The following is a 17,325-nucleotide window of genomic DNA, read 5'->3' on the forward strand; positions in this document are numbered from 1 at the left end:
GCGTGTCTAAAAACGCCCTTGCGCCGCGCTCCGGGCGGACGACGGGAGTTTGACGACAGGACCTAGCGGTCCCTCCGGGAGGTGTGCCGTCGGCGGGCCCACAGCGGCAGGCCGTACCAGCACAGCAGGTACCAGGCGACGACGGCCGCCACCAGGTAGGGCACATAGCTGTCGTGGGTGGCCACCCGGAGGATCAGCAGCAGGGACGACGTCATCGTGGCGAGCAGCAGCACCAGGCCGACGAAGGTCATCCGGGACGCGAGCCGGACCGCCTGCGGCTTGACCCGGCGGCCGGAGACCAGGCGGTGCAGGGACACCGGTCCGATGAGGGCGCCGGTCGCGCAGGCGCCCAGGACGACCGTCACGATGTAGATGGCCTGGTCGGTGGTGGTGAGCTGTACGTACTTCGGCTGGAAGACGACGGTCAGCAGGAAACCGAACAGGATCTGCACTCCCGTCTGGGCGACCCGGACCTCCTGGATGAGCTCGCCCCACATCCGGTCGGCCCGCTCCTCCTCGGTCTCGTTCCGGCCCCTGCGCTGTCCTGCCTCCGTCATGCGGTTGCGTGTAACCGCCCCGCCGTCGCTTCAAACGGTCCGCGTGCCCGCGGCTACCAGCGGTGCTCGACCTGGTCCTTGATCCGGCGTTCGTACAGCTCGCGGATCGCGGTGAACGTCTCCGGCGGCAGCGGCGGCAGCTTGGCCGCGGCGGCGTTGGCGCGGGCCTGCCCGGGGTTGCGGGCGCCCGGGATCACCGTGGTCACGCCGTCCTGCTCGATGATCCAGCGCAGCGCCAGCTGGGCCGGGGTGTACCCCTCCGGGGCGAGCGCGGCGAACTCGGCGGCGGCCTCGACGCCCGTCTCGTAGTCGACGCCGGAGAAGGTCTCGCCCTGGTCGAAGGCCTCGCCGTGCCGGTTGTAGGTGCGGTGGTCGTTGGCCGCGAACACCGTGTCCTTCGTGTACTTGCCCGACAGCAGCCCGGAGGCGAGCGGCACGCGCGCGATGATGCCGACGCCGGCCGCGCGGGCGGCGGGCAGCACCTCGTACAGGGGCTTCATCCGGAACGGGTTGAGGATGATCTGCACGCTCGCCACGTTCGGCCGGGCGATGGCGGTGAGCGCCTCCGCGCAGGTCTCCACGCTCACGCCGTAGGCGGCGATCCGCTCCTCCTCGACCAGGGTGTCCAGGGCGTCGAACACCGCGTCCGAGGAGTAGACCGGGGTGGGCGGGCAGTGCAGCTGCACCAGGTCGACGCGGTCGACGCCGAGGTTGCGGCGCGAGCGGTCGTTCCAGGCGCGGAAGTTGTCCAGGACGTAGTTCTCCGGGATCTGTTCGACCCGGCGGCCCATCTTGGTGGCCACCAGCACGTGCAGATCGGGCCGGCCGCGCAGGAACGAGGCGATGGTGGCCTCGCTGCGCCCGTCGCCGTACACGTCGGCCGTGTCGAAGAAGGTCACCCCGGCCTCGGCCGCCACCTCCAGGACGGACAGCGCCTCCTTGTCGTCCACGTCGCCCCAGTCGGCGCCCAGCTGCCACGTGCCGAGTCCGACCACCGATGCCCACTGACCCGACCTGCCGATTACGCGTTCGTCCATGGCGTCAGTCTGTCATCCGGTGCGGGGTCCCGCGTCGGCGGCCGTCCCGGTGCCGGCCGCCGCCGACCCAGCGGTGGCCTCGGCGGAACTCCCCGGGGCTTGCGACGAGATGAACCTCTGCCGCACGGCCTGCCGCGACCGCTCGGCGAGATCACCGTCGAGGGTCCGCCCCGGCCGGGTCCTGCCGGCCGGCACCGGGTGTCAGCTGCGTCTGCACGGCGGGCCCGTAGCGGTCGGCGAGGGCGTCGGCGTCGGTGTCGCACACGTGGGGGCCGCGGGCGATGCCGTACATGACGCCGAGGCCGACCAGGGCGGCGACGGCGAGTTCGGCGCGCAGGCCCGCGTCGGGGCCGGTGAGCCGGGCGGCGAGGCGTTCGGTGACCTGGGCGCGGAAGTTGGCGCGCAGGACGTCGCCGTGGTCGCCGTGCAGCGGGGCGAAGGCGATGCGCAGCAGCGGGTCGGCGCCGCGCTCGCGCTGGCTGGACACGACGTGCCGGACCATGTGCCGGCCGAGTGCGTCCAGTGGCGCGTCCAGCAGGGCGTCGGCGTCGGTGTCGAAGGACATCACGCGGGCGAACAGGGCGTCCTTGTTGCCGAAGTACTTCAGGATCAGCGGCGGGCTCACCCCGGCACGCTCGGCGACGGCCTTGAGGGTGATGTCGGCGTGCGCGTGCCGGGCCAGGAGGTGGCGGGCGGCCTTCAGGATGGCGGCCTTGGTGGCCTCGGCGTCCCGGCGTGCGGGGGCGGACGCCTGACCGGGTGGCGTGGTCATGGTCCTCATGCTCCCTCCATCGCCTCGTCGCGGGCGCCCGGGGTGCCGCTCGGAGCCCGCCGGGTGCCTGGCGTGGGGCCGTCGCCGGGGATGGACAGCGCCGCCGCGCAGGCCGCGAGGGCGACGGTACCCGCCAGGGCGAAGGCGAGCTGGTAGCCGTGGAGGCTGGGCACGGGGACGCCGCCGAGGGGGCTGCTGTGGTGGACGAGGACGGCGGCGACGGCCGCGCTGGAGACGGCCTGGCCGATGGTCCGCATGAGGACGTTGACGCCGTTGGCGGAGGCGGTCTGGGCGGCCGGTACGGTGCGCAGGATGAGGGTCGGCAGCGCGGAGTAGGCGAGCGTGGTGCCGGTCGCCACCACGGTGGCGCCCAGGACGATCATCCACAGGTCGCGGCTGTCGGCGATGCGCAGCGCGTACCCGCAGGCGATGAGGGCGGCGCCCAGCGCGAGCGTGATCCGGGGGCCGCGCGCGGCGGAGATGCGCGCCGACAGCGGGGAGAACAGCAGCATGGTGACGCCGCCGGGCAGCAGGCAGAGCCCGGTGGCGACGATGGACAGCCCGAGGCCGTACCCGGTGGCCTTCGGTGCCTGCACCAGCTGGGCGGTGACCAGGGAGTTGGCGTAGAAGGCGAACCCGGTCAGCAGGGCCGCGACATGGGACAGGCCCACCCGCGGCCGGGTGACCAGCCGCAGGTCGACCAGCGGCCGTGCGGTGCGCAGCTGCTGCCGGCACCACAGGGCGAGCACGACGACCGCCCCGAGGAACAGTCCGAGGACCCGTGCGCTCCCCCAGCCCCAGGTGCCGCCCTGGGAGACGCCGAGCAGCAGGCAGACCAGCCCGGCGGCGAGGCCGAGGGCGCCGGGGACGTCGAACCGGCCGGGTTCCCGCAGCGGTGACTCCTTCACCGCCCACCAGGTCGCCGTGACGCCCGCCGCGCCGAGGGCGCTGGTCAGCCAGAACATGGTGTGCCAGTCGGCGTACTGCACGACCAGCGCGGCGAGCGGCAGGCCGAGCGCGGCGCCGACGCCGACGGTGGCACTCATCAGCGCCACCGCCGAACCCCGCCGCTCCGGCGGGAGTTCGTCGCGCAGGATGCTGATGGACAGCGGGACCACGGAAGCGGCGGCGCCCTGGAGCGCGCGGGCGGCGATGAGCACGCCGATGTCGGAGGAGAGCGCGCACATCACGGAGCCGACGGTCATCAGGCCGAGCGCGGCGGTGAGCACCCGGCGCTTGCCGTACATGTCGCCGGCCCGGCCGAGGACGGGGGTGAGGACGGCGCCGGAGAGCAGGGTCGCGGTGACCGTCCAGGAGACGGTGGCGGCCGACGCGCCGGTGAGCCGGGGCAGGTCGGGCAGGAGCGGGACGACCACGGTCTGCATGACCGCCATGAGGATGCCACCGGACGCCAGGACCGGAATGGTCAGCCGGTCACGCAGCCGGGACGACGGGGATGTCGGTGCCGGCTGGTCCATCGGCGCTCCTGCGGGCGGCACGGTGACGAGGTGAATACTCATTCACCTTATCCAGTGAATGGGAATTCACCAACGTTTCCTGCTCCGAACGGGGAGGCCGCGACGACCGGATGCGGGAAGGCCGCGGCTCAGGCCAGGTTCTGCTCCCTGGGCGACGATGTCGTCGTTGTTGGCGAAGCGGTACATCCGGCCGCCGAATCCCTCGTGGAACGCCTCGGCCGGCAGCCGGTCGCAGGTGCGGGGCCGGCCGTAGGCGCAGACGCCGTCCGCGGCCAGGTGCGGCTCCTCCAGGTAGAGGCGGGCGCCGGCCGGCATCGCGAGCGCTCCGCCGAGGCTGTGCCCGGTGAAGTGGACGGCCTGGCCGTCGGTGCGCGGCTCGGTGAGGGTGTCGTGGACCGCCGGGTGGACCGATGCGAGGGCCTCGGCGAAGCCGTGGTGGACGTGGCCGTGGCCGCCGGGCCCGGGCCGGGGCGGGGTGGTGGCGTCGGAGAGCCAGTCCTTGATCCGGCCGGGCTCGGTGCCGCGGAACGCGGTGACGATCATCCGGTCACTCGCCAGGGTGCGGGCCTGGGCGTCCTGGAGCGGGAAGGGCGGGGTGAACCGGGTGTGGTGGTGCCGCACCTCCTCGAAGCCCCACTGGGCGGCCTGTTCCCGGTAGGCCAGGCCGGCCGCGCGGGCCAGCCGGTAGGCGCGCCTCCTCGGGAGGGCGGGAGGCAGTGGCTAGCCCCGGCGGGCCGTGGCCCGGGCGTGCAGGGCGCGGGCGGCGCGCGGGCCGAGCCAGCGCTTGAGCCGGCGCAGAGCCTCCAGCCGTCCGGCCGCCTTGTCCAGGCCGTAGTACAGCTGCGGCGGGACGTACGGCAGCAATGGCGAGTGGCGCTGGCCGAGCAGGGCGAACATCCGGTGCGGAGGGAGGTGGATGTAGCGGGGCAGGTTCTCGTACCACTGGGCGCTGTGGCGGGCCGCGCTCTGCACGGACAGCAGCTCGGCCTGGCGCCGGCGCTGATAGGCGGCGAGGGCGTCGGGCAGGGCGGTGTGTTCACGCAGGGCGCCGGCGAGACACATGGCGTCCTCCAGGGCGAGGGTGGTGCCGGCGCCGATGGAGTAGTGGGTGGTGTGGGCCGCGTCGCCGAGCAGGACCAGGTTGCCGTCGTGCCAGGTCTCGTTGGTGAGGGTGCGGAAGGTCAGCCAGGAGGCGCCGGAGCGGGCGGTCAGGGGGTGGCCGTCGAGGACACCGGCGAAGAGTTTCTCCAGCAGGGCGAGGCTCTCGCCCTCGTCGGCCCGGTCCAGGCCGAGGCCGGTGAAGGTCTCCGGGGAGCACTCGACGACACAGGTGCTGTGGTCGCCGCTGTAGCCGTAGCCGTAGGCCCAGATCCAGCCGTGCGCGGTCTCGGTGAAGGCGAAGGTGAAGGCGTCGAAGACCTTGCTGGTGCCGAGCCAGATGTAGGGGTTGCGGCCCACGGTGATCCGGGTGCCGAAGTGGCCGGCCCGGCGGGTGCGCAGGGCGCTGTGCACGCCGTCGGCCGCGACGACGAGGTCGGCGTCGGCGGGCGGGTCGGTGAGTTCGCTCTCGTACTCCAGGCGGACGCCCAGGGCGCCTGCCCGGCCGGCGAGCAGGTCGAGCAGGCGGTGGCGGCCGATGCCGAAGCCCTCGTCGCCGTGGTGCCGGGTCGTCAGGTCCCGTACGTGGGCGACGCCGTCGCTCCAGCGGACGGAGTGCTCCTCGATCGCCCGCGCCGAAGCGGGGTCGTGGGCCTGGAGCTTGTCGAGGAGGCCGCGCCAGTACGTCACGCCCCAGCCGTAGGTGGAGCCCTGCGGGCTGCGTTCGTGGACGGTGATGTCATGGGAGGGGTCCTGCCGTTTGAGCAGGATGGCGAGGTACAGACCTGCGGGCCCGCCTCCGACACAGACGACCTTCACGCGCACACCCCTGACAGTCACCGGACGTAGTCGATCGGAACCGGAGGGTAGCAGGGTGAGGGCATGCCCGATCGCGTCAGTCTGGCGTGGTGAGCCGCGCCACTCGGACGGACGGCAGCCGCAAAGGATCACCGGAGATCCGGTCGGCCCGGCAAGGAATTCCCCGTTCCGGGGCGGATCGGGACACCGCCACACCAAGATCATCCTAGTTCAACACTGTACGACATGTAACTGATTGTCCGGATCACAGCCAACCGGTTCCGACCGATTTCTTCCGCTCCCTGACGTCCCGATAGGCATGCGTCGTCACCCACCGGACCACTCCTCAGGAGGACCCGCATGCCCGACATCACCCGGCGCCGCGCCCTCACCGTGGCAGCCGCCGTCGCCGCGGCGGCCTCGGCCGCCACCCTCGCCGCACCCGCCGCGACGGCCGCCGGCCACCACGCGCCCGCCACGCCCGACTCCTTCGACGAGGTCTACAAGGGCCGCCGGATACAGGGCCGTCCGGCGAGCGGCGGCGGACACCACCACGAACACGGCGGCGACTACGCGGTGTTCGTCGACGGCGTGCGGCTGCACGTGATGCGCAACGCCGACGGCAGCTGGATCAGCGTCGTCAGCCACTACGCCCCGGTGGCCACCCCTCGTGCCGCCGCCCGTGCCGCGGTGGACGAGCTGCAAGGCGCGCCACTGCTGCCGTTCCCCGCCAACTGACCGCCCCCGCAAGGACCTCCGGAGCACCGCGCACCATGACCGTACGCAAGAACCAGGCCACCCTGACCGCCGACGAGAAGCGCCGGTTCGTCGCCGCCGTCCTCGAACTCAAGCACAGCGGGCGCTACGACGAGTTCGTCCGCACGCACAACGAGTTCATCATGGCGGACACCGACAGCGGCGAGCGGACCGGCCACCGCTCCCCCTCCTTCCTGCCATGGCACCGCAGATTCCTGCTCGACTTCGAGCAGGCGCTGCAGTCCGTGGACTCCTCGGTCGCCCTGCCCTACTGGGACTGGAGCAGCGACCGCACGGTGCGGGCCTCGCTGTGGGCGCCGGACTTCCTCGGCGGCACCGGGCGCGGCACCGACGGCCGGGTGATGGACGGCCCGTTCGCCGCGTCCACCGGCAACTGGCCGATCAACGTACGGGTCGACGGCCGTACGTTCCTGCGCCGTTCCCTCGGCACGAGCGTGCGGGAACTGCCGACGCGTGCCGAGGTGGAGTCGGTGCTGTCGATCGCGACGTACGACATGGCGCCGTACAACAGCGCCTCGGACGGCTTCCGCAACCACCTGGAGGGCTGGCGCGGGGTCAACCTGCACAACCGCGTCCACGTGTGGGTCGGCGGGCAGATGGCCACCGGGGTCTCCCCCAACGACCCGGTGTTCTGGCTGCACCACGCCTATGTCGACAAGCTGTGGTCCGAGTGGCAGCGGCGGCACCCGGGCGCCGCCTATGTGCCGACGGGCGGCACACCGGACGTGGTGGACCTGAACGACACGATGAAGCCGTGGAACACCGTGCGCCCGGCGGACCTGCTGGACCACACCCGGTACTACACGTTCGACGCCTGATCAGGCCTCGGCGGTGCGGCACTCCGGGTGGCCCCAGCCCTGCGCGTTCTTGGCGATCTTCTCGCCGGCCGCGTAGGACCGGCCGCACGGGCAGCGGCCGGGGAACTTCGCCTTGATGGTGCGGGCGGACGCGGCGCCGCCGGTGCGTGGGGACGCGGCGCCGCCGGTGCGGCGGGGCGCCTTCCCGCGCGCCGCCCCGGCCCCCGCCGGGGTGTCGGGCGACGGCGGGGGCTCCGGCGAGCCGAGCGCGCTGCCGGCCGCTTCCTGGACGGAGGCCGCCTGGCTGGCGGCGCGGTCGGCGAAGTCGTTCAGCGGGTCGCCGTCGACCTGGTGGGCGGGGACGTAGCGGAACTCGACGGACCGGCCGCCGAGCAGTTCGTCGATGCGGACCACCAGGTCCTGGTTGGCGACGGGCTTGCCGGCGGCGGTCTTCCAGCCGTTGCGCTTCCAGCCGGGCAGCCAGGTGGTGACGGCCTTCATCGCGTACTGGGAGTCCATCCGGATCTCCAGCGGCACGTCCGCGTCGACGGCCGTGAGCAGCCGCTCCAGGGCCGTCAGTTCGGCGACGTTGTTGGTGGCCCGGCCGAGCGGGCCCGCCGCCCAGCGGGCGGGGGTCCGCTCGTCGTCGTCCGAGACCACCCACGCCCATCCGGCCGGTCCGGGGTTTCCCTTCGAAGCCCCGTCGCACGCGGCCACCACACGTTCACGCATGTGCCCGATCATGCCATGGCCGTGCGGAGCGCTGTTCCGGGACCGGTCAGACGTCCTTGACCTTCGGCATCTCGCCCTCGGTGGTGGTGATGTCGATCACCGAGAAGTTCGCGCCCTGCGGGTCGCTGAGCGCCGCGAACCGGCCGAAGGGGCTGCTCATGGGCCCGAAGCGGAGGATCCCGCCGAGCTTGACGGCCCGGTCGACGGCCGCGTCGCAGTCGTCGACGGTGAAGTAGACGTTGATGTACGACGGCACCTCGGGCGGGAAGTCGTCGGTCATCCGCATCCGGCCGAGGACGGTGTCCTCGCCGACGTCGAACATCCGGAAGTCCACCGCGTCGTCCTCGATCTCCTTCATCCGGTACGGGAAGACCGCGGAGAGGAAGGCGTCCGCCTGCTCCGGCTCCCTGGTGAAGACCTCGGCCCAGCAGTAGGCGCCGGGCGTGGCCGTGGCCTCGAACCCCTCGTGGGTGCCCGCCTGCCACACGCCGAACACGGCTCCGCTGGGCTCCCGGGCCAGACACATCGTGCCGAACTCACCGACCTGCATCGGCTCCATCAGCACCTCGCCGCCGTTCTCGCGGATCTTCTCCGCGGTGGCCGCGGCGTCCGGCGAGGCGAAGTACAGGCACCACTGCGACTGCCCCTCCTGACCGGGCATGGGCGGGACGACCGCCGCGACGGCCTTGCCGTCCACGTAGGCCTGGGTGTAGTTGCCGTACTCCGACGACGACTCGCCGAAGGTCCAGCCGAGGACGTCGCCGTAGAACCGCTTGGCTCCCTCGACGTCACTGAACATCGCATCGGCCCAACAGGGCGTTCCTTCGGGTTGCACGGCCATGCTGGCGGCCCTCCTGAGGTGATGTGTCCGTTTGTTCACGCTAGCCATCCGGGGTCCGGCCCGCGCGCCGAGCCGGACCCCGGAATTCGGTCGACAGCGAGGCCCGCGCTCCGCTGTGATGAGCCCGGTGAACACGGTCAGGATGCGTGAGGGCGAGGTCGGCACCGACCCGCCGCTGGTCGGCCGGCTGATCGCCCGGCAGTTTCCCGGGTGGGCGGCGCTGCCCGTGCGGCGCCTGGACTCCTCCGGCACGGAGAACGCCATGTTCCGCCTGGGCACCGGCCTGGTGGTACGGCTCCCCCGGCACCCCGGCGCCGTCGCCGACGTGGCGCACGAGCAGCGCTGGCTGCCCCGTCTCGGCCCGCTGCTGCCGGTGGCCACGCCGGAGCCGGCCGGGCTCGGCACGCCCGACGAGGGCTTCCCGTGGCCGTGGTCGGTGTACCGCTGGCTGGACGGACGGAACCCGGTCGCCGGTGCCGTCGCGGAGCCGGAGCGCCTGGCCGAGCGGCTCGGGGCGTTCGTGGCGGCGCTGCGGCGGATCGACCCGCACGACGGGCCGCCCGGCTCCCGGGGTGTGCCGCTCGCCACCCGGGACGAGCCGACCCGGGCCGCGCTGGCGCGGCTCACCGGTCTCACCGACCGGATCGACACGGCGGCCGTGACGGCCCTGTGGGAGGAGGCGCTGCGGGCCCCGGCCCACTCCGGTCCGCCGGCCTGGGCGCACGGGGATCTCTCCCCGGGGAACGTGCTGGTCGACGGGGACCGGCTGAGCGCGGTCATCGACTTCGGCTGTGCCGGCGTCGGCGACCCGGCCGTGGACCTGATCGTGGCCTGGAACCTGCTGCCCGCGTCCGCCCGGGACACCTTCCGCGAGGCTGTCGGCGCCGACGACGCGGAGTGGGCGCGGGGGCGGGGCTGGGCGCTGTCGATCTCGCTGATCCAGCTGCCGTACTACTGGCGCACCAACCCGGCCCTGGCGGAGAACTCCCGGCATGTGATCGCCGAGATCCTCTCCGAGGCCGGGCGACGGTGACGGCGGTCGGCCGGACATCCCGCTACTCGCCCGCGTACGCCCTCTCCAGCGCGGCGGCGTCCAGCTTGCCCATGCCCATCATGGCCTGGGTGGCGCGCACCGCCTTCTCCGGGTCCGGGTCGGCGATCATGTCGAGCAGCGGGGCGTAGACGACCTGCCAGGAGACGCCGTACCTGTCCTTGAGCCAGCCGCAGGGTCCGCCCTCGCCGCCGTTCTCGGTGAGCTTCGTCCAGTAGTGGTCGATCTCCTCCTGGCCGGAGCAGAGGATCTGGAAGGAGATCGCCTCGTTGAAGGTGAACTCGGGGCCGCCGTTGAGAGCGACGAACTTCTGGCCGTTGGCCGTGAACTCCGCGGTCAGCACCGCGCCGGCCGGTCCGGGCCCGCCCTCCGGCCAGCGGACGACGCGCCCGATGGCGGCGTCCTTGAAGACGGACACGTAGTAGTGCGCGGCCTGCTCCGCGTGGCCGTCGAACCAGAGACACGTGGTGAATCCGGCGGTGGTCATGAGCGCCTCCTGGGCGTGAACGTGGCTGTGGAACCGGGCGTGGAACGCCGTCACGCAGGGGGACCGCTCCCCGGCGCGGAACTCATCGGTCCGCCCGCCTCATCATCCGGACGGGTGAGGGAACTCCCCTCCGGCATCCGCCGGCGGCACGAGGCGGAGCGCACCGAGGACCCGGTGCGCTGGACGGAGTTCGACCGGGGCGGCCACTGCGCGGCCATGGAGGAGCCGGACCTGCTGGTGGACGACGTCCGGGCGTCCTTCCGGCAGCTGCGGGAGAAGTGCCCCAGGGGCAGCGGGTCAGGCGGGCGAACCGGTCAGGCGGCCAGGCAGAGCCCCTGGTACGGCCGGCTCGGCGCGGCGACGGGCCGATGAAGTGCGGTGGCGGGCCGGTCGCGCTCGGCCGTGCGCCGGGCCAGCTCGCCGTGCGCCAGCGACAGCAGGTCGCCGAGGCCCAGGCCGAGGGCGTGGGCCGCGGCGGCCAGCACCTCGGACGAGGCCTCCTTGCGGCCCCGCTCGACCTCCGACAGATACGGCAGCGAGATCCGGGCCGCGTCGGCCACGTCCTTGAGCGTGCGCTCCTGCGCCTGCCGCTCCCGGCGCAGCACCTCCCCGACCAGATCCCGCCACAGGGGCTCCCGGGGGGCGGGCTCGCCGTCCGGCACGTCCGGGCGGACGGGCGCCGGCCGCAGGGGGACCACTCGGGCTTCCTCGCTCAGCGGGTTGCTCATCCCGTCAGCCTAGGAGCGGTACGGTGCGGGACAAGGGCGCGGCGTTCCGCCCTCAGGGAAACCCGGGCCGGAACGGCCGTTTCGCGCCACCGTGGCGCGACGGACGCATGCGCGCCGTCACCGGGGGTACCCGGGCCGTGAGCGGCTCCGCGGCAGGAATAACCCGCCGCACATCGGGTACCCGCAGGGCACGCGACCTGTGTCCGGGGCCGACCGAGCCGCCGTACAGGGAGACGTCGAACCGTGACTTTCGTGGGAGAGGTAATGAACACCGCCGCCGGGATCCGGTCGGAAGCAGAGGTCGTCGAGCAGACCGAGCAGGACAGGACGGGCGAGGGATCACTGCCTGGCATCGCGGACCCCGCGTCCGTCGCCCCGCGGGACGCACGGGAGCTGTCCCGCCAGTTCTTCCGCCGGCTGACCGAGCTGGAGGAGGGGACGCACGAGTACCAGTACGCGCGCAACACGCTCATCGAGATGAACATGTCGCTGGTGCGGTTCGCGGCCGGGCGGTTCCGGGGCCGCGGCGACGACATGGAGGACATCGTCCAGACCGGCATGATCGGCCTGATCAAGGCCATCGACCGGTTCGACCTGGCACGCGAGGTCGAGTTCACCTCCTTCGCGCTGCCGTACATCGTCGGCGAGATCAAGCGGTTCTTCCGGGACACCACCTGGGCCGTCCATGTGCCGCGCCGGCTCCAGGAGCTGCGGGTGGAGCTGGCCAAGGCGCGTGAGGAGCTGTCCAGCCGGCTGGACCGGGACCCGACGGTCGCCGAACTGGCCACGCTGATGAACATCTCCGAGGACGAGGTGGTCGAGGCCCAGATCGCCTCGAACGGCTACAACTCCGCCTCCCTGGACGCCGCGCTCACCGGCGACGGCCCCGAGGACGGCGAGGCCGTGCTCGCCGACTTCATCGGTGTGGAGGAGGAGGGGCTGCGGCTCGTCGAGGACTTCCACGCGCTGGCCCCGCTCATGGCGGAGCTGAGCGAGCGTGACCGGCAGATCATCCACCTGCGGTTCGTGGAGGAGGCCACCCAGGCGGAGATCGGGGAGCGGCTGGGATGCTCCCAGATGCACGTCTCCCGCCTGATCAAGCGGATCATCACCCGGCTGCGGCAGGGGATGCTCGGCGAACTCGGCTGCGCCTGACATCCCGGTCGGGCCGGCGTCCTGGCGTCGGCCCGACGTGGCAGTGCCGGTGTCTCAGTCGTTCCGGGGCGGGCCGTCCCCGTTCCGCCGGAGCGGGAAGACGGCCCGCACGCGTTTGCCCACGGGCACCCGCTCGACGGTGACCTCCGAGGCCAGGGCGTGCACGATCTCCAGCCCGTGCCGTCCGACGCGCTCGGGGTCCTTCGGGTACCGGCGGGGCAGGGCGGTGCTGCTGTCGTACACGGACACCGCGACCGAGGTGTCCGTGCCCTCCAGCTCCAGGATGTAGGGGCCGTTGCTGTGCCGGTCGGCGTTGGTGACCAGTTCGCTCACCATCAGCAGCAGCTCGCCGTCGGCCCGGCCGTCGGCGGTGGCGCACCATTCGGTGCGCAGTTGCTGGAGGAACTGGGCCGCGAAGGCGCGCGCGTCGGCGATGCATCCGGGTTCGCCGGTGTAGTGCGCCGCGCGCCGCAGCGGCTCCACGGGTACGTCGAAACCAGTCGGTATCACTGCCCCGCCCAGGTGATTGGTCATGCTGTCTCTCTCGGAAACCCGGTCCGGCCGGTCGCTGTTGCACCAGTCCTCGTACCCCGAGCCCGGCCCGCCAGTCCACCGGATGCGTTCGCCGACCGCGCACAGTGGCCAGGGTCACGGCGCACGCCGGCCACGGGAGGCCGGGAGGGGCCGGGGCGACGGCTCACGGCTCGCTCACGACTCGGCGGGTTGCCGACCTGTCTGCGCCGGCTGCCCGCCGGTCTCCTGCGGCTGCCGGCTGGTGGTCTCCCCCGGCTGCTGACCGGTCGTCTCCGGGGCCACCGGACCGGACGTGGGCGCCTCCTGGGAACCGGCCGAGGACGGCGGCGTGACGGGCGACCTCTCCGTCGCCGGGGAGCCGGGCGATCCGGGCGATCCGGGCGATCCGGGCTCCGGAGCCGACGGCTCGGAGGACGAGGGCTTGGTCGGCGGGGTCGCGGGCTCCGGAGTCTTCTCGGTCGACGGAGTCCGGGTCGCCGGGGTCTTCTCCGACGGGGTCTTCTCGGACGAGGTCTTCTCCGTCGACGGCGTCTTCTCCGACGGCGTCCTCTCGGACGACGGGGTCTTCTCCGACGACGGAGTCTTCTCGCTCGGCGGTGACGTGGTCTCCGGCGAGGTCGTCCCCGGCGACGAGGACGACTCCGAGGACGGCGACGGCTCCTTGCTGGACGTCCAGGCCGCCGGCCGCCAGGTCCTCCACGGCCGCCCGGTGGTCGGCCAGCGCCTGCTCGGCACGGGCCAGCAGGGGCCGAGGATCGGCGGCGCCGTCGGTCTGGTCGGCGGCGGGAGGGTCCTCGGGTACGGCGACGAGGAGGCGGCCGTCGACCCAGGCGGACCAGCCGTTGGCACAGCGGATGTACCCCCAGTCGCCGCGCCGCTCCACGAGCTGGACCGGCAGCAGCGGGTCCAGGGGCACCGTGGGCCGGGCCGGGTCCGGGGGGTCCCAGCGGGCATCCCGCGCGGCGGGACGAGGTGCGTGGGCCGGAATCCGGGAGCGGTCATCGCGTGCCCGCTTCCGTATCACGGCTGCCGGCTTCCCCCTCACGGACGGCACCACCAGCTAGGGCAGCGCGCATGCCTGAATTCTATCGATTCGTCCACTCGGCCGCCCCGCGCCGGGGGCGGGGCGGTGGCGGGTCAGGCGACGGGTACGACAAGGGCCGGGATGGTGCGCTGCATGCGCAGCGCGTCGACGGACTCCGCGAGCAGTTCGTACTCGGTCGTGTCGTCACCGGTCGCGATCCGTACCAGCCTCCCCGCGGCCAGCTCGTCGGCGACCAGCTCCTGCTGGGCCGGGTCGCCGCACCACGCGCGCAGGACGGCCGGCACGTCGGGCACGGTGTCCGCGACCGGGACGAGCGCGCCCGGCGGGAAGTGCCCGGCCTCGGGCCGCGGGTCGAGGCGGTCGGCGATCCAGTTGGCACGGTCGCGCAGCCACCACAGGGCGAGGGCCAGGGTGGGCGCGCGGTAGGTGCCCAGGGGCACGCCGACGCGCTGCCCCCCGCAGGTGCCGTACGCGGTGACATGGCACAGGAACTCGTCGTGCATGCGCACTCCCCCGTCGCGTCGTTCGCCTGCCGGCTGGCCTCTCTTTCGGTGCGGCTCGTCCGCGGTGCGGCCGTGTGCGGTGCGTGATCGGAACCTCGCTGGAAGTGAAGTCCTCACAGTCGAGTATGTTCACTACTGAACCACTGTCACCATGACTTTCCGGCCAGTCTCCTGGCATATTCAGCGCCTGTTCTGGCCGAAACGAGGCGGGCCGTCGCCCCTCCGCCATGACCCCGGAGGTAATCGACCCGGCGCACACTCCTCCCGCATGGTGGTCACACCGGATCGGCGAACCCCGGATCCGGGACCTGACCAGCAGAGACGACCTCGATGGAGGATGCTTCACCATGGCCGTGCACACCGACCGTCACGAGAACGCCGTCGCCCGTTACTTCGAGGCCTGGAACGCCACCCGGCCGGAGGACGTCGAGAAGGCCGTCGCCGCCGCCTGGACCGAGGACGGCGGCTACACCGACCCGCTCGTGGACGTCCGCGGGCACGAGCAGATCGCGGCCGTGATCGCGGCGGCCCACGAGCAGTTCCCGGGTTTCGTGTTCCGCCCGCTCGGCGCGGTCGACGGCCACCACGACACCGCGCGCTTCGGCTGGGAGCTGGTGAACCAGAAGGACGGCTCCGCGCCGGTGGCGGGGTTCGACGTGGTCACGCTGGACGACGAGGGCCGCATCCGGCAGGTGCTGGGATTCCTGGACCGGGTACCGGCGGGCGCCTGACGAGACCGGTTCCGTCACGTTCGGCGAGGGCGACGGGGGACGGTACGACTGAGGGAGCGGCCGCGGTCGTCGCAGCCGCTCCCCCTGGACCGTCCGGTGCTACGGCCGGACGATCCCGTCGATCCGCGCCAGCTCGTCGGCGTCGAAGTCGAGGTTGCCGATGGCCGCGACGCTGTCCTCGATCTGCCGCGGGCTGCTCGCGCCGACCAGGGCGGACGTCACCCGGCCGCCGCGCAGCACCCAGGCGAGGGCGAGCTGGGCCAGGGTCTGGCCGCGGGACTTGGCGATCTCGTCCAGCGCGCGCAGCCGGGCGACCAGGTCCTCGGTGACCGCGTCCGAGTTCAGGAACGGGCTGTCGCTCGCGGCCCGGGAGTCCTCGGGGATGCCGTCGAGGTAGCGGCCGGTGAGCAGGCCCTGCTCCAGCGGGGAGTACACGATGGAGCCGACCTGGAGCTCGTCCAGGGCGTCGAGCAGGCCCTGGTCCTCGGGGCGCCGGTCGAGCATCGAGTAGCGGGGCTGGTGGATGAGGAGCGGCGTGCCCAGCTCGCCGAGGATGCGGGCGGCCTCGCGGGTCTGCTCGGCGGAGTAGTTGGAGACCCCGACATAGAGGGCCTTGCCCTGCTGCACCGCCGTGTGCAGGGCGCCCATCGTCTCCTCCAGGGGAGTGTCCGGGTCGAAGCGGTGCGAGTAGAAGATGTCGACGTAGTCCAGGCCCATCCGGGTGAGGCTCTGGTCGAGCGAGGACAGCAGGTACTTGCGCGAGCCCCACTCGCCGTACGGGCCGGGCCACATCAGGTAGCCGGCCTTGGTGGAGATCACCAGTTCGTCGCGGTAACGGGCGAAGTCCGCCTTCAGCGCCTCGCCGAAGGCGGACTCGGCGGCGCCGGGCGGCGGGCCGTAGTTGTTCGCGAGGTCGAAGTGGGTGACGCCGAGGTCGAAGGCGCGGCGGAGGATGGCCCGCTGGGTCTCCACGGGCCGGTCGGGCCCGAAGTTGTGCCACAGGCCGAGCGACAGGGCGGGGAGCTTCAGGCCGCTGCGTCCGGTGCGCCGGTAGGGCATGTCGGCGTAGCGGTCGGGGTGTGCGGTGTACAACGCGACTCCAGAGGGGTTGGCACACGATCTACCGGTGCCACTCTTCCCCGGGCGGCGGGCAGCGGTCCAACAGAAGAATCCGATGGAATTCAGCGGATACGCTTCTCAATCATGGAACTGCGCCATCTCCAGCACTTCGTCGCGGTCGCCGAGGACCAGCATTTCACCCGGGCCGCCGAACGCCTGATGGTGTCCCAGTCGGGTCTGTCGGCGTCCATCCGGGCGCTGGAGCGGGAGCTGCGGGCGCCGCTGTTCGTGCGGACCACCCGCCGGGTGACGCTCACCGAGGCCGGGCGCGCGCTGCTGGTGGAGGCCGAACGGATCCTGGCGCAGGTGCGCTCCGCGCACGAGGCGGTGGCCGCGGTGCAGGGTGTGCTGCGGGGCACACTGGCCCTCGGCACCGAGCAGTGCATCGCCGGGGTGCACGTGGCCCGGCTGCTGGCGGCCTTCCGCGGCCGGCACCCGGATGTGGAGATCCGGCTGCGGCAGGCCGGCTCCGGCGCGCTGGCCGAGGAGGTCGCGGCCGGGCGGCTCGACCTCGCCTTCGCCTACCGCACCCAGGCCGACAGCGACCAGCTGCGCTCGGTCTCACTGACCAGCGAGCCCATGACCGTGCTGTGCCACCCGAGCCACCGCCTGGCCTCCGCCCCGGCCGTGCTCGGCCCGGCGGATCTCGCCGGGGAGGTCTTCGTCGACTTCCACCCCGACTGGGGTCCGCGCCGCACCACCGACGCCGCGTTCGCCGCGGCCGGCGTCCGGCGCACGGTCGCGCTGGAGGTCAACGACGTGCACAGCCTGCTGGACCTGGTGGACGAGAACCTGGGGATCGCCGTCGTACCCCGGCACTTCCGGCACAAGCGGCCGGTGCTCACGGCGCTCCCGCTGAAGGGCGCGGACGAGCCGGAGTACGAGACGGTCGCCCTGCTGCCGCCGGAACGGGCCACGAGCCCGGCCGCGCGAGCGCTGGTCACCCTGCTCGAAACGGGGGTCCTTGCCGCGCCCTCGGACGAGCTGCGGTGACGGCGGCCGGGAACCGTTCACGTCAGCCGACGAGGCGTCACCTCCCGGCGGCTCACGGCCGGTGGCGCGGAGACGGCCGCCGGGGCGGGTGC

The 17,325-nt window shown here is 72.8% G+C and carries 18 protein-coding genes and 3 pseudogenes; 7 read left to right on the forward strand and 14 right to left on the reverse strand.

The features are described from left to right. Window positions 1–62 precede the first annotated feature (62 nt). From AB0L21_RS29530 to AB0L21_RS29555, 6 genes and pseudogenes are all read right to left on the reverse strand, one after another. The gene (locus AB0L21_RS29530) at window positions 63–557 is read right to left on the reverse strand and encodes a DUF6328 family protein (protein WP_365702793.1); all 495 of its coding nucleotides are present in this window, start codon (window positions 555–557) and stop codon (window positions 63–65) included. Window positions 558–610: 53 nt separating this feature from the next. Continuing rightward, window positions 611–1,594, reverse strand: coding sequence for an aldo/keto reductase (locus AB0L21_RS29535; RefSeq protein WP_365787491.1), 984 nt, complete (start codon window positions 1,592–1,594; stop codon window positions 611–613). A 151-nt stretch (window positions 1,595–1,745) separates the two neighbouring features. Next, window positions 1,746–2,375: a TetR family transcriptional regulator gene (locus tag AB0L21_RS29540; RefSeq protein ID WP_365787493.1), complete on the reverse strand. Its 630-nt coding sequence runs from the start codon at window positions 2,373–2,375 to the stop codon at window positions 1,746–1,748. Next, window positions 2,372–3,844 carry an MDR family MFS transporter gene (locus AB0L21_RS29545; protein WP_365787495.1) on the reverse strand — a complete coding sequence of 491 codons (1,473 nt, stop codon included), beginning with the start codon at window positions 3,842–3,844 and terminating at the stop codon, window positions 2,372–2,374. The genes AB0L21_RS29540 and AB0L21_RS29545 overlap by 4 nt, the downstream gene beginning before the upstream one ends. A 147-nt stretch (window positions 3,845–3,991) precedes the next feature. Continuing rightward, window positions 3,992–4,525, reverse strand: a pseudogene (locus AB0L21_RS29550) (lipase family protein); the annotation flags it as partial. Window positions 4,526–4,564: 39 nt separating this feature from the next. Next, window positions 4,565–5,767 carry an FAD-dependent monooxygenase gene (locus tag AB0L21_RS29555; RefSeq protein ID WP_365702872.1) on the reverse strand — a complete coding sequence of 401 codons (1,203 nt, stop codon included), beginning with the start codon at window positions 5,765–5,767 and terminating at the stop codon, window positions 4,565–4,567. A 333-nt stretch (window positions 5,768–6,100) separates the two neighbouring features. Here AB0L21_RS29555 and AB0L21_RS29560 point away from each other — a divergent pair, with 333 nt between their 5' ends. Both AB0L21_RS29560 and AB0L21_RS29565 read left to right on the forward strand, forming a co-directional pair. Then, complete coding sequence (locus tag AB0L21_RS29560; RefSeq protein ID WP_365702785.1) at window positions 6,101–6,478, forward strand: tyrosinase cofactor; 378 nt, start codon at window positions 6,101–6,103, stop codon at window positions 6,476–6,478. Window positions 6,479–6,513: 35 nt separating this feature from the next. Then, window positions 6,514–7,335 carry a tyrosinase family protein gene (locus tag AB0L21_RS29565; protein ID WP_365702783.1) on the forward strand — a complete coding sequence of 274 codons (822 nt, stop codon included), beginning with the start codon at window positions 6,514–6,516 and terminating at the stop codon, window positions 7,333–7,335. Here the strand turns inward: AB0L21_RS29565 and AB0L21_RS29570 are convergent, their stop codons facing one another. Further along, entirely contained in the window at window positions 7,336–8,058 is a 723-nt protein-coding gene (locus AB0L21_RS29570) for a ribonuclease H (protein WP_365702781.1), read from the reverse strand. 34 nt (window positions 8,059–8,092) lie between these two features. Continuing rightward, window positions 8,093–8,887, reverse strand: coding sequence for a VOC family protein (locus AB0L21_RS29575; RefSeq protein ID WP_365702779.1), 795 nt, complete (start codon window positions 8,885–8,887; stop codon window positions 8,093–8,095). A 118-nt stretch (window positions 8,888–9,005) separates the two neighbouring features. On the opposite strand from AB0L21_RS29575, the gene AB0L21_RS29580 reads away from it, so the two are divergent. After that, a complete protein-coding gene (locus AB0L21_RS29580) occupies window positions 9,006–9,920 on the forward strand; it encodes an aminoglycoside phosphotransferase family protein (protein WP_365702777.1) in 915 nt (304 codons plus the stop codon). A gap of 22 nt (window positions 9,921–9,942) precedes the next feature. Here AB0L21_RS29580 and AB0L21_RS29585 read toward each other — a convergent pair whose 3' ends face one another. Further along, window positions 9,943–10,425, reverse strand: coding sequence for a VOC family protein (locus AB0L21_RS29585; RefSeq protein WP_365702775.1), 483 nt, complete (start codon window positions 10,423–10,425; stop codon window positions 9,943–9,945). A gap of 144 nt (window positions 10,426–10,569) precedes the next feature. On the opposite strand from AB0L21_RS29585, the pseudogene AB0L21_RS29590 reads away from it, so the two are divergent. Continuing rightward, window positions 10,570–10,701: pseudogene (locus tag AB0L21_RS29590) on the forward strand (epoxide hydrolase); the annotation flags it as partial. Window positions 10,702–10,739: 38 nt separating this feature from the next. Here the strand turns inward: AB0L21_RS29590 and AB0L21_RS29595 are convergent. Then, window positions 10,740–11,153, reverse strand: a complete 414-nt coding sequence (locus AB0L21_RS29595) for a helix-turn-helix transcriptional regulator (protein ID WP_365702773.1) — start codon at window positions 11,151–11,153, stop codon at window positions 10,740–10,742. Between the two features lie 264 nt (window positions 11,154–11,417). On the opposite strand from AB0L21_RS29595, the gene AB0L21_RS29600 reads away from it, so the two are divergent. Beyond that, the gene (locus AB0L21_RS29600; RefSeq protein WP_365702870.1) at window positions 11,418–12,308 is read left to right on the forward strand and encodes an RNA polymerase sigma factor SigF; all 891 of its coding nucleotides are present in this window, start codon (window positions 11,418–11,420) and stop codon (window positions 12,306–12,308) included. Window positions 12,309–12,362: 54 nt separating this feature from the next. On the opposite strand, the gene AB0L21_RS29605 is transcribed toward AB0L21_RS29600, so the two are convergent. From AB0L21_RS29605 to AB0L21_RS29615, 3 genes and pseudogenes are all read right to left on the reverse strand, one after another. After that, the gene (locus AB0L21_RS29605; protein ID WP_365702771.1) at window positions 12,363–12,842 is read right to left on the reverse strand and encodes an ATP-binding protein; all 480 of its coding nucleotides are present in this window, start codon (window positions 12,840–12,842) and stop codon (window positions 12,363–12,365) included. Window positions 12,843–13,512: 670 nt separating this feature from the next. Further along, window positions 13,513–13,844 (reverse strand): annotated as a pseudogene (locus tag AB0L21_RS29610) (hypothetical protein); the annotation flags it as partial. A gap of 135 nt (window positions 13,845–13,979) precedes the next feature. Further along, on the reverse strand, window positions 13,980–14,390 hold the full coding sequence (locus tag AB0L21_RS29615) for a hypothetical protein (protein WP_365702769.1): 411 nt from the start codon (window positions 14,388–14,390) through the stop codon (window positions 13,980–13,982). A 347-nt stretch (window positions 14,391–14,737) separates the two neighbouring features. Here AB0L21_RS29615 and AB0L21_RS29620 point away from each other — a divergent pair, with 347 nt between their 5' ends. Further along, window positions 14,738–15,121, forward strand: coding sequence for a nuclear transport factor 2 family protein (locus AB0L21_RS29620; protein ID WP_365702767.1), 384 nt, complete (start codon window positions 14,738–14,740; stop codon window positions 15,119–15,121). A 99-nt stretch (window positions 15,122–15,220) separates the two neighbouring features. On the opposite strand, the gene mgrA is transcribed toward AB0L21_RS29620, so the two are convergent. Further along, window positions 15,221–16,213: an L-glyceraldehyde 3-phosphate reductase gene (gene mgrA, locus AB0L21_RS29625; protein ID WP_365787497.1), complete on the reverse strand. Its 993-nt coding sequence runs from the start codon at window positions 16,211–16,213 to the stop codon at window positions 15,221–15,223. Between the two features lie 111 nt (window positions 16,214–16,324). Here mgrA and AB0L21_RS29630 point away from each other — a divergent pair, with 111 nt between their 5' ends. Further along, window positions 16,325–17,233, forward strand: coding sequence for a LysR substrate-binding domain-containing protein (locus tag AB0L21_RS29630; RefSeq protein ID WP_365702765.1), 909 nt, complete (start codon window positions 16,325–16,327; stop codon window positions 17,231–17,233). Window positions 17,234–17,325: the final 92 nt, after the last annotated feature.

The sequence above is a fragment of the Streptomyces sp. NPDC052721 genome (assembly GCF_040678315.1).
Lineage (GTDB): Bacteria > Actinomycetota > Actinomycetes > Streptomycetales > Streptomycetaceae > Streptomyces.

What these genes read in the sequence shown, in the direction of transcription:
- AB0L21_RS29575 (WP_365702779.1), bottom strand. Translation starts at nt 8,887, where the DNA reads ATGGCCGTGCAACCCGAAGGAACGCCCTGTTGGGCCGATGCGATGTTC.
- AB0L21_RS29560 (WP_365702785.1), top strand. Translation starts at nt 6,101, where the DNA reads ATGCCCGACATCACCCGGCGCCGCGCCCTCACCGTGGCAGCCGCCGTC.
- AB0L21_RS29545 (WP_365787495.1), bottom strand. Translation starts at nt 3,844, where the DNA reads ATGGACCAGCCGGCACCGACATCCCCGTCGTCCCGGCTGCGTGACCGG.
- AB0L21_RS29535 (WP_365787491.1), bottom strand. Translation starts at nt 1,594, where the DNA reads ATGGACGAACGCGTAATCGGCAGGTCGGGTCAGTGGGCATCGGTGGTC.
- AB0L21_RS29565 (WP_365702783.1), top strand. Translation starts at nt 6,514, where the DNA reads ATGACCGTACGCAAGAACCAGGCCACCCTGACCGCCGACGAGAAGCGC.
- AB0L21_RS29620 (WP_365702767.1), top strand. Translation starts at nt 14,738, where the DNA reads ATGGCCGTGCACACCGACCGTCACGAGAACGCCGTCGCCCGTTACTTC.
- AB0L21_RS29600 (WP_365702870.1), top strand. Translation starts at nt 11,418, where the DNA reads ATGAACACCGCCGCCGGGATCCGGTCGGAAGCAGAGGTCGTCGAGCAG.
- AB0L21_RS29630 (WP_365702765.1), top strand. Translation starts at nt 16,325, where the DNA reads ATGGAACTGCGCCATCTCCAGCACTTCGTCGCGGTCGCCGAGGACCAG.
- AB0L21_RS29585 (WP_365702775.1), bottom strand. Translation starts at nt 10,425, where the DNA reads ATGACCACCGCCGGATTCACCACGTGTCTCTGGTTCGACGGCCACGCG.
- AB0L21_RS29615 (WP_365702769.1), bottom strand. Translation starts at nt 14,390, where the DNA reads ATGCACGACGAGTTCCTGTGCCATGTCACCGCGTACGGCACCTGCGGG.
- AB0L21_RS29570 (WP_365702781.1), bottom strand. Translation starts at nt 8,058, where the DNA reads ATGATCGGGCACATGCGTGAACGTGTGGTGGCCGCGTGCGACGGGGCT.
- AB0L21_RS29580 (WP_365702777.1), top strand. Translation starts at nt 9,006, where the DNA reads ATGAGCCCGGTGAACACGGTCAGGATGCGTGAGGGCGAGGTCGGCACC.
- AB0L21_RS29605 (WP_365702771.1), bottom strand. Translation starts at nt 12,842, where the DNA reads ATGACCAATCACCTGGGCGGGGCAGTGATACCGACTGGTTTCGACGTA.
- AB0L21_RS29540 (WP_365787493.1), bottom strand. Translation starts at nt 2,375, where the DNA reads ATGAGGACCATGACCACGCCACCCGGTCAGGCGTCCGCCCCCGCACGC.
- AB0L21_RS29595 (WP_365702773.1), bottom strand. Translation starts at nt 11,153, where the DNA reads ATGAGCAACCCGCTGAGCGAGGAAGCCCGAGTGGTCCCCCTGCGGCCG.
- AB0L21_RS29530 (WP_365702793.1), bottom strand. Translation starts at nt 557, where the DNA reads ATGACGGAGGCAGGACAGCGCAGGGGCCGGAACGAGACCGAGGAGGAG.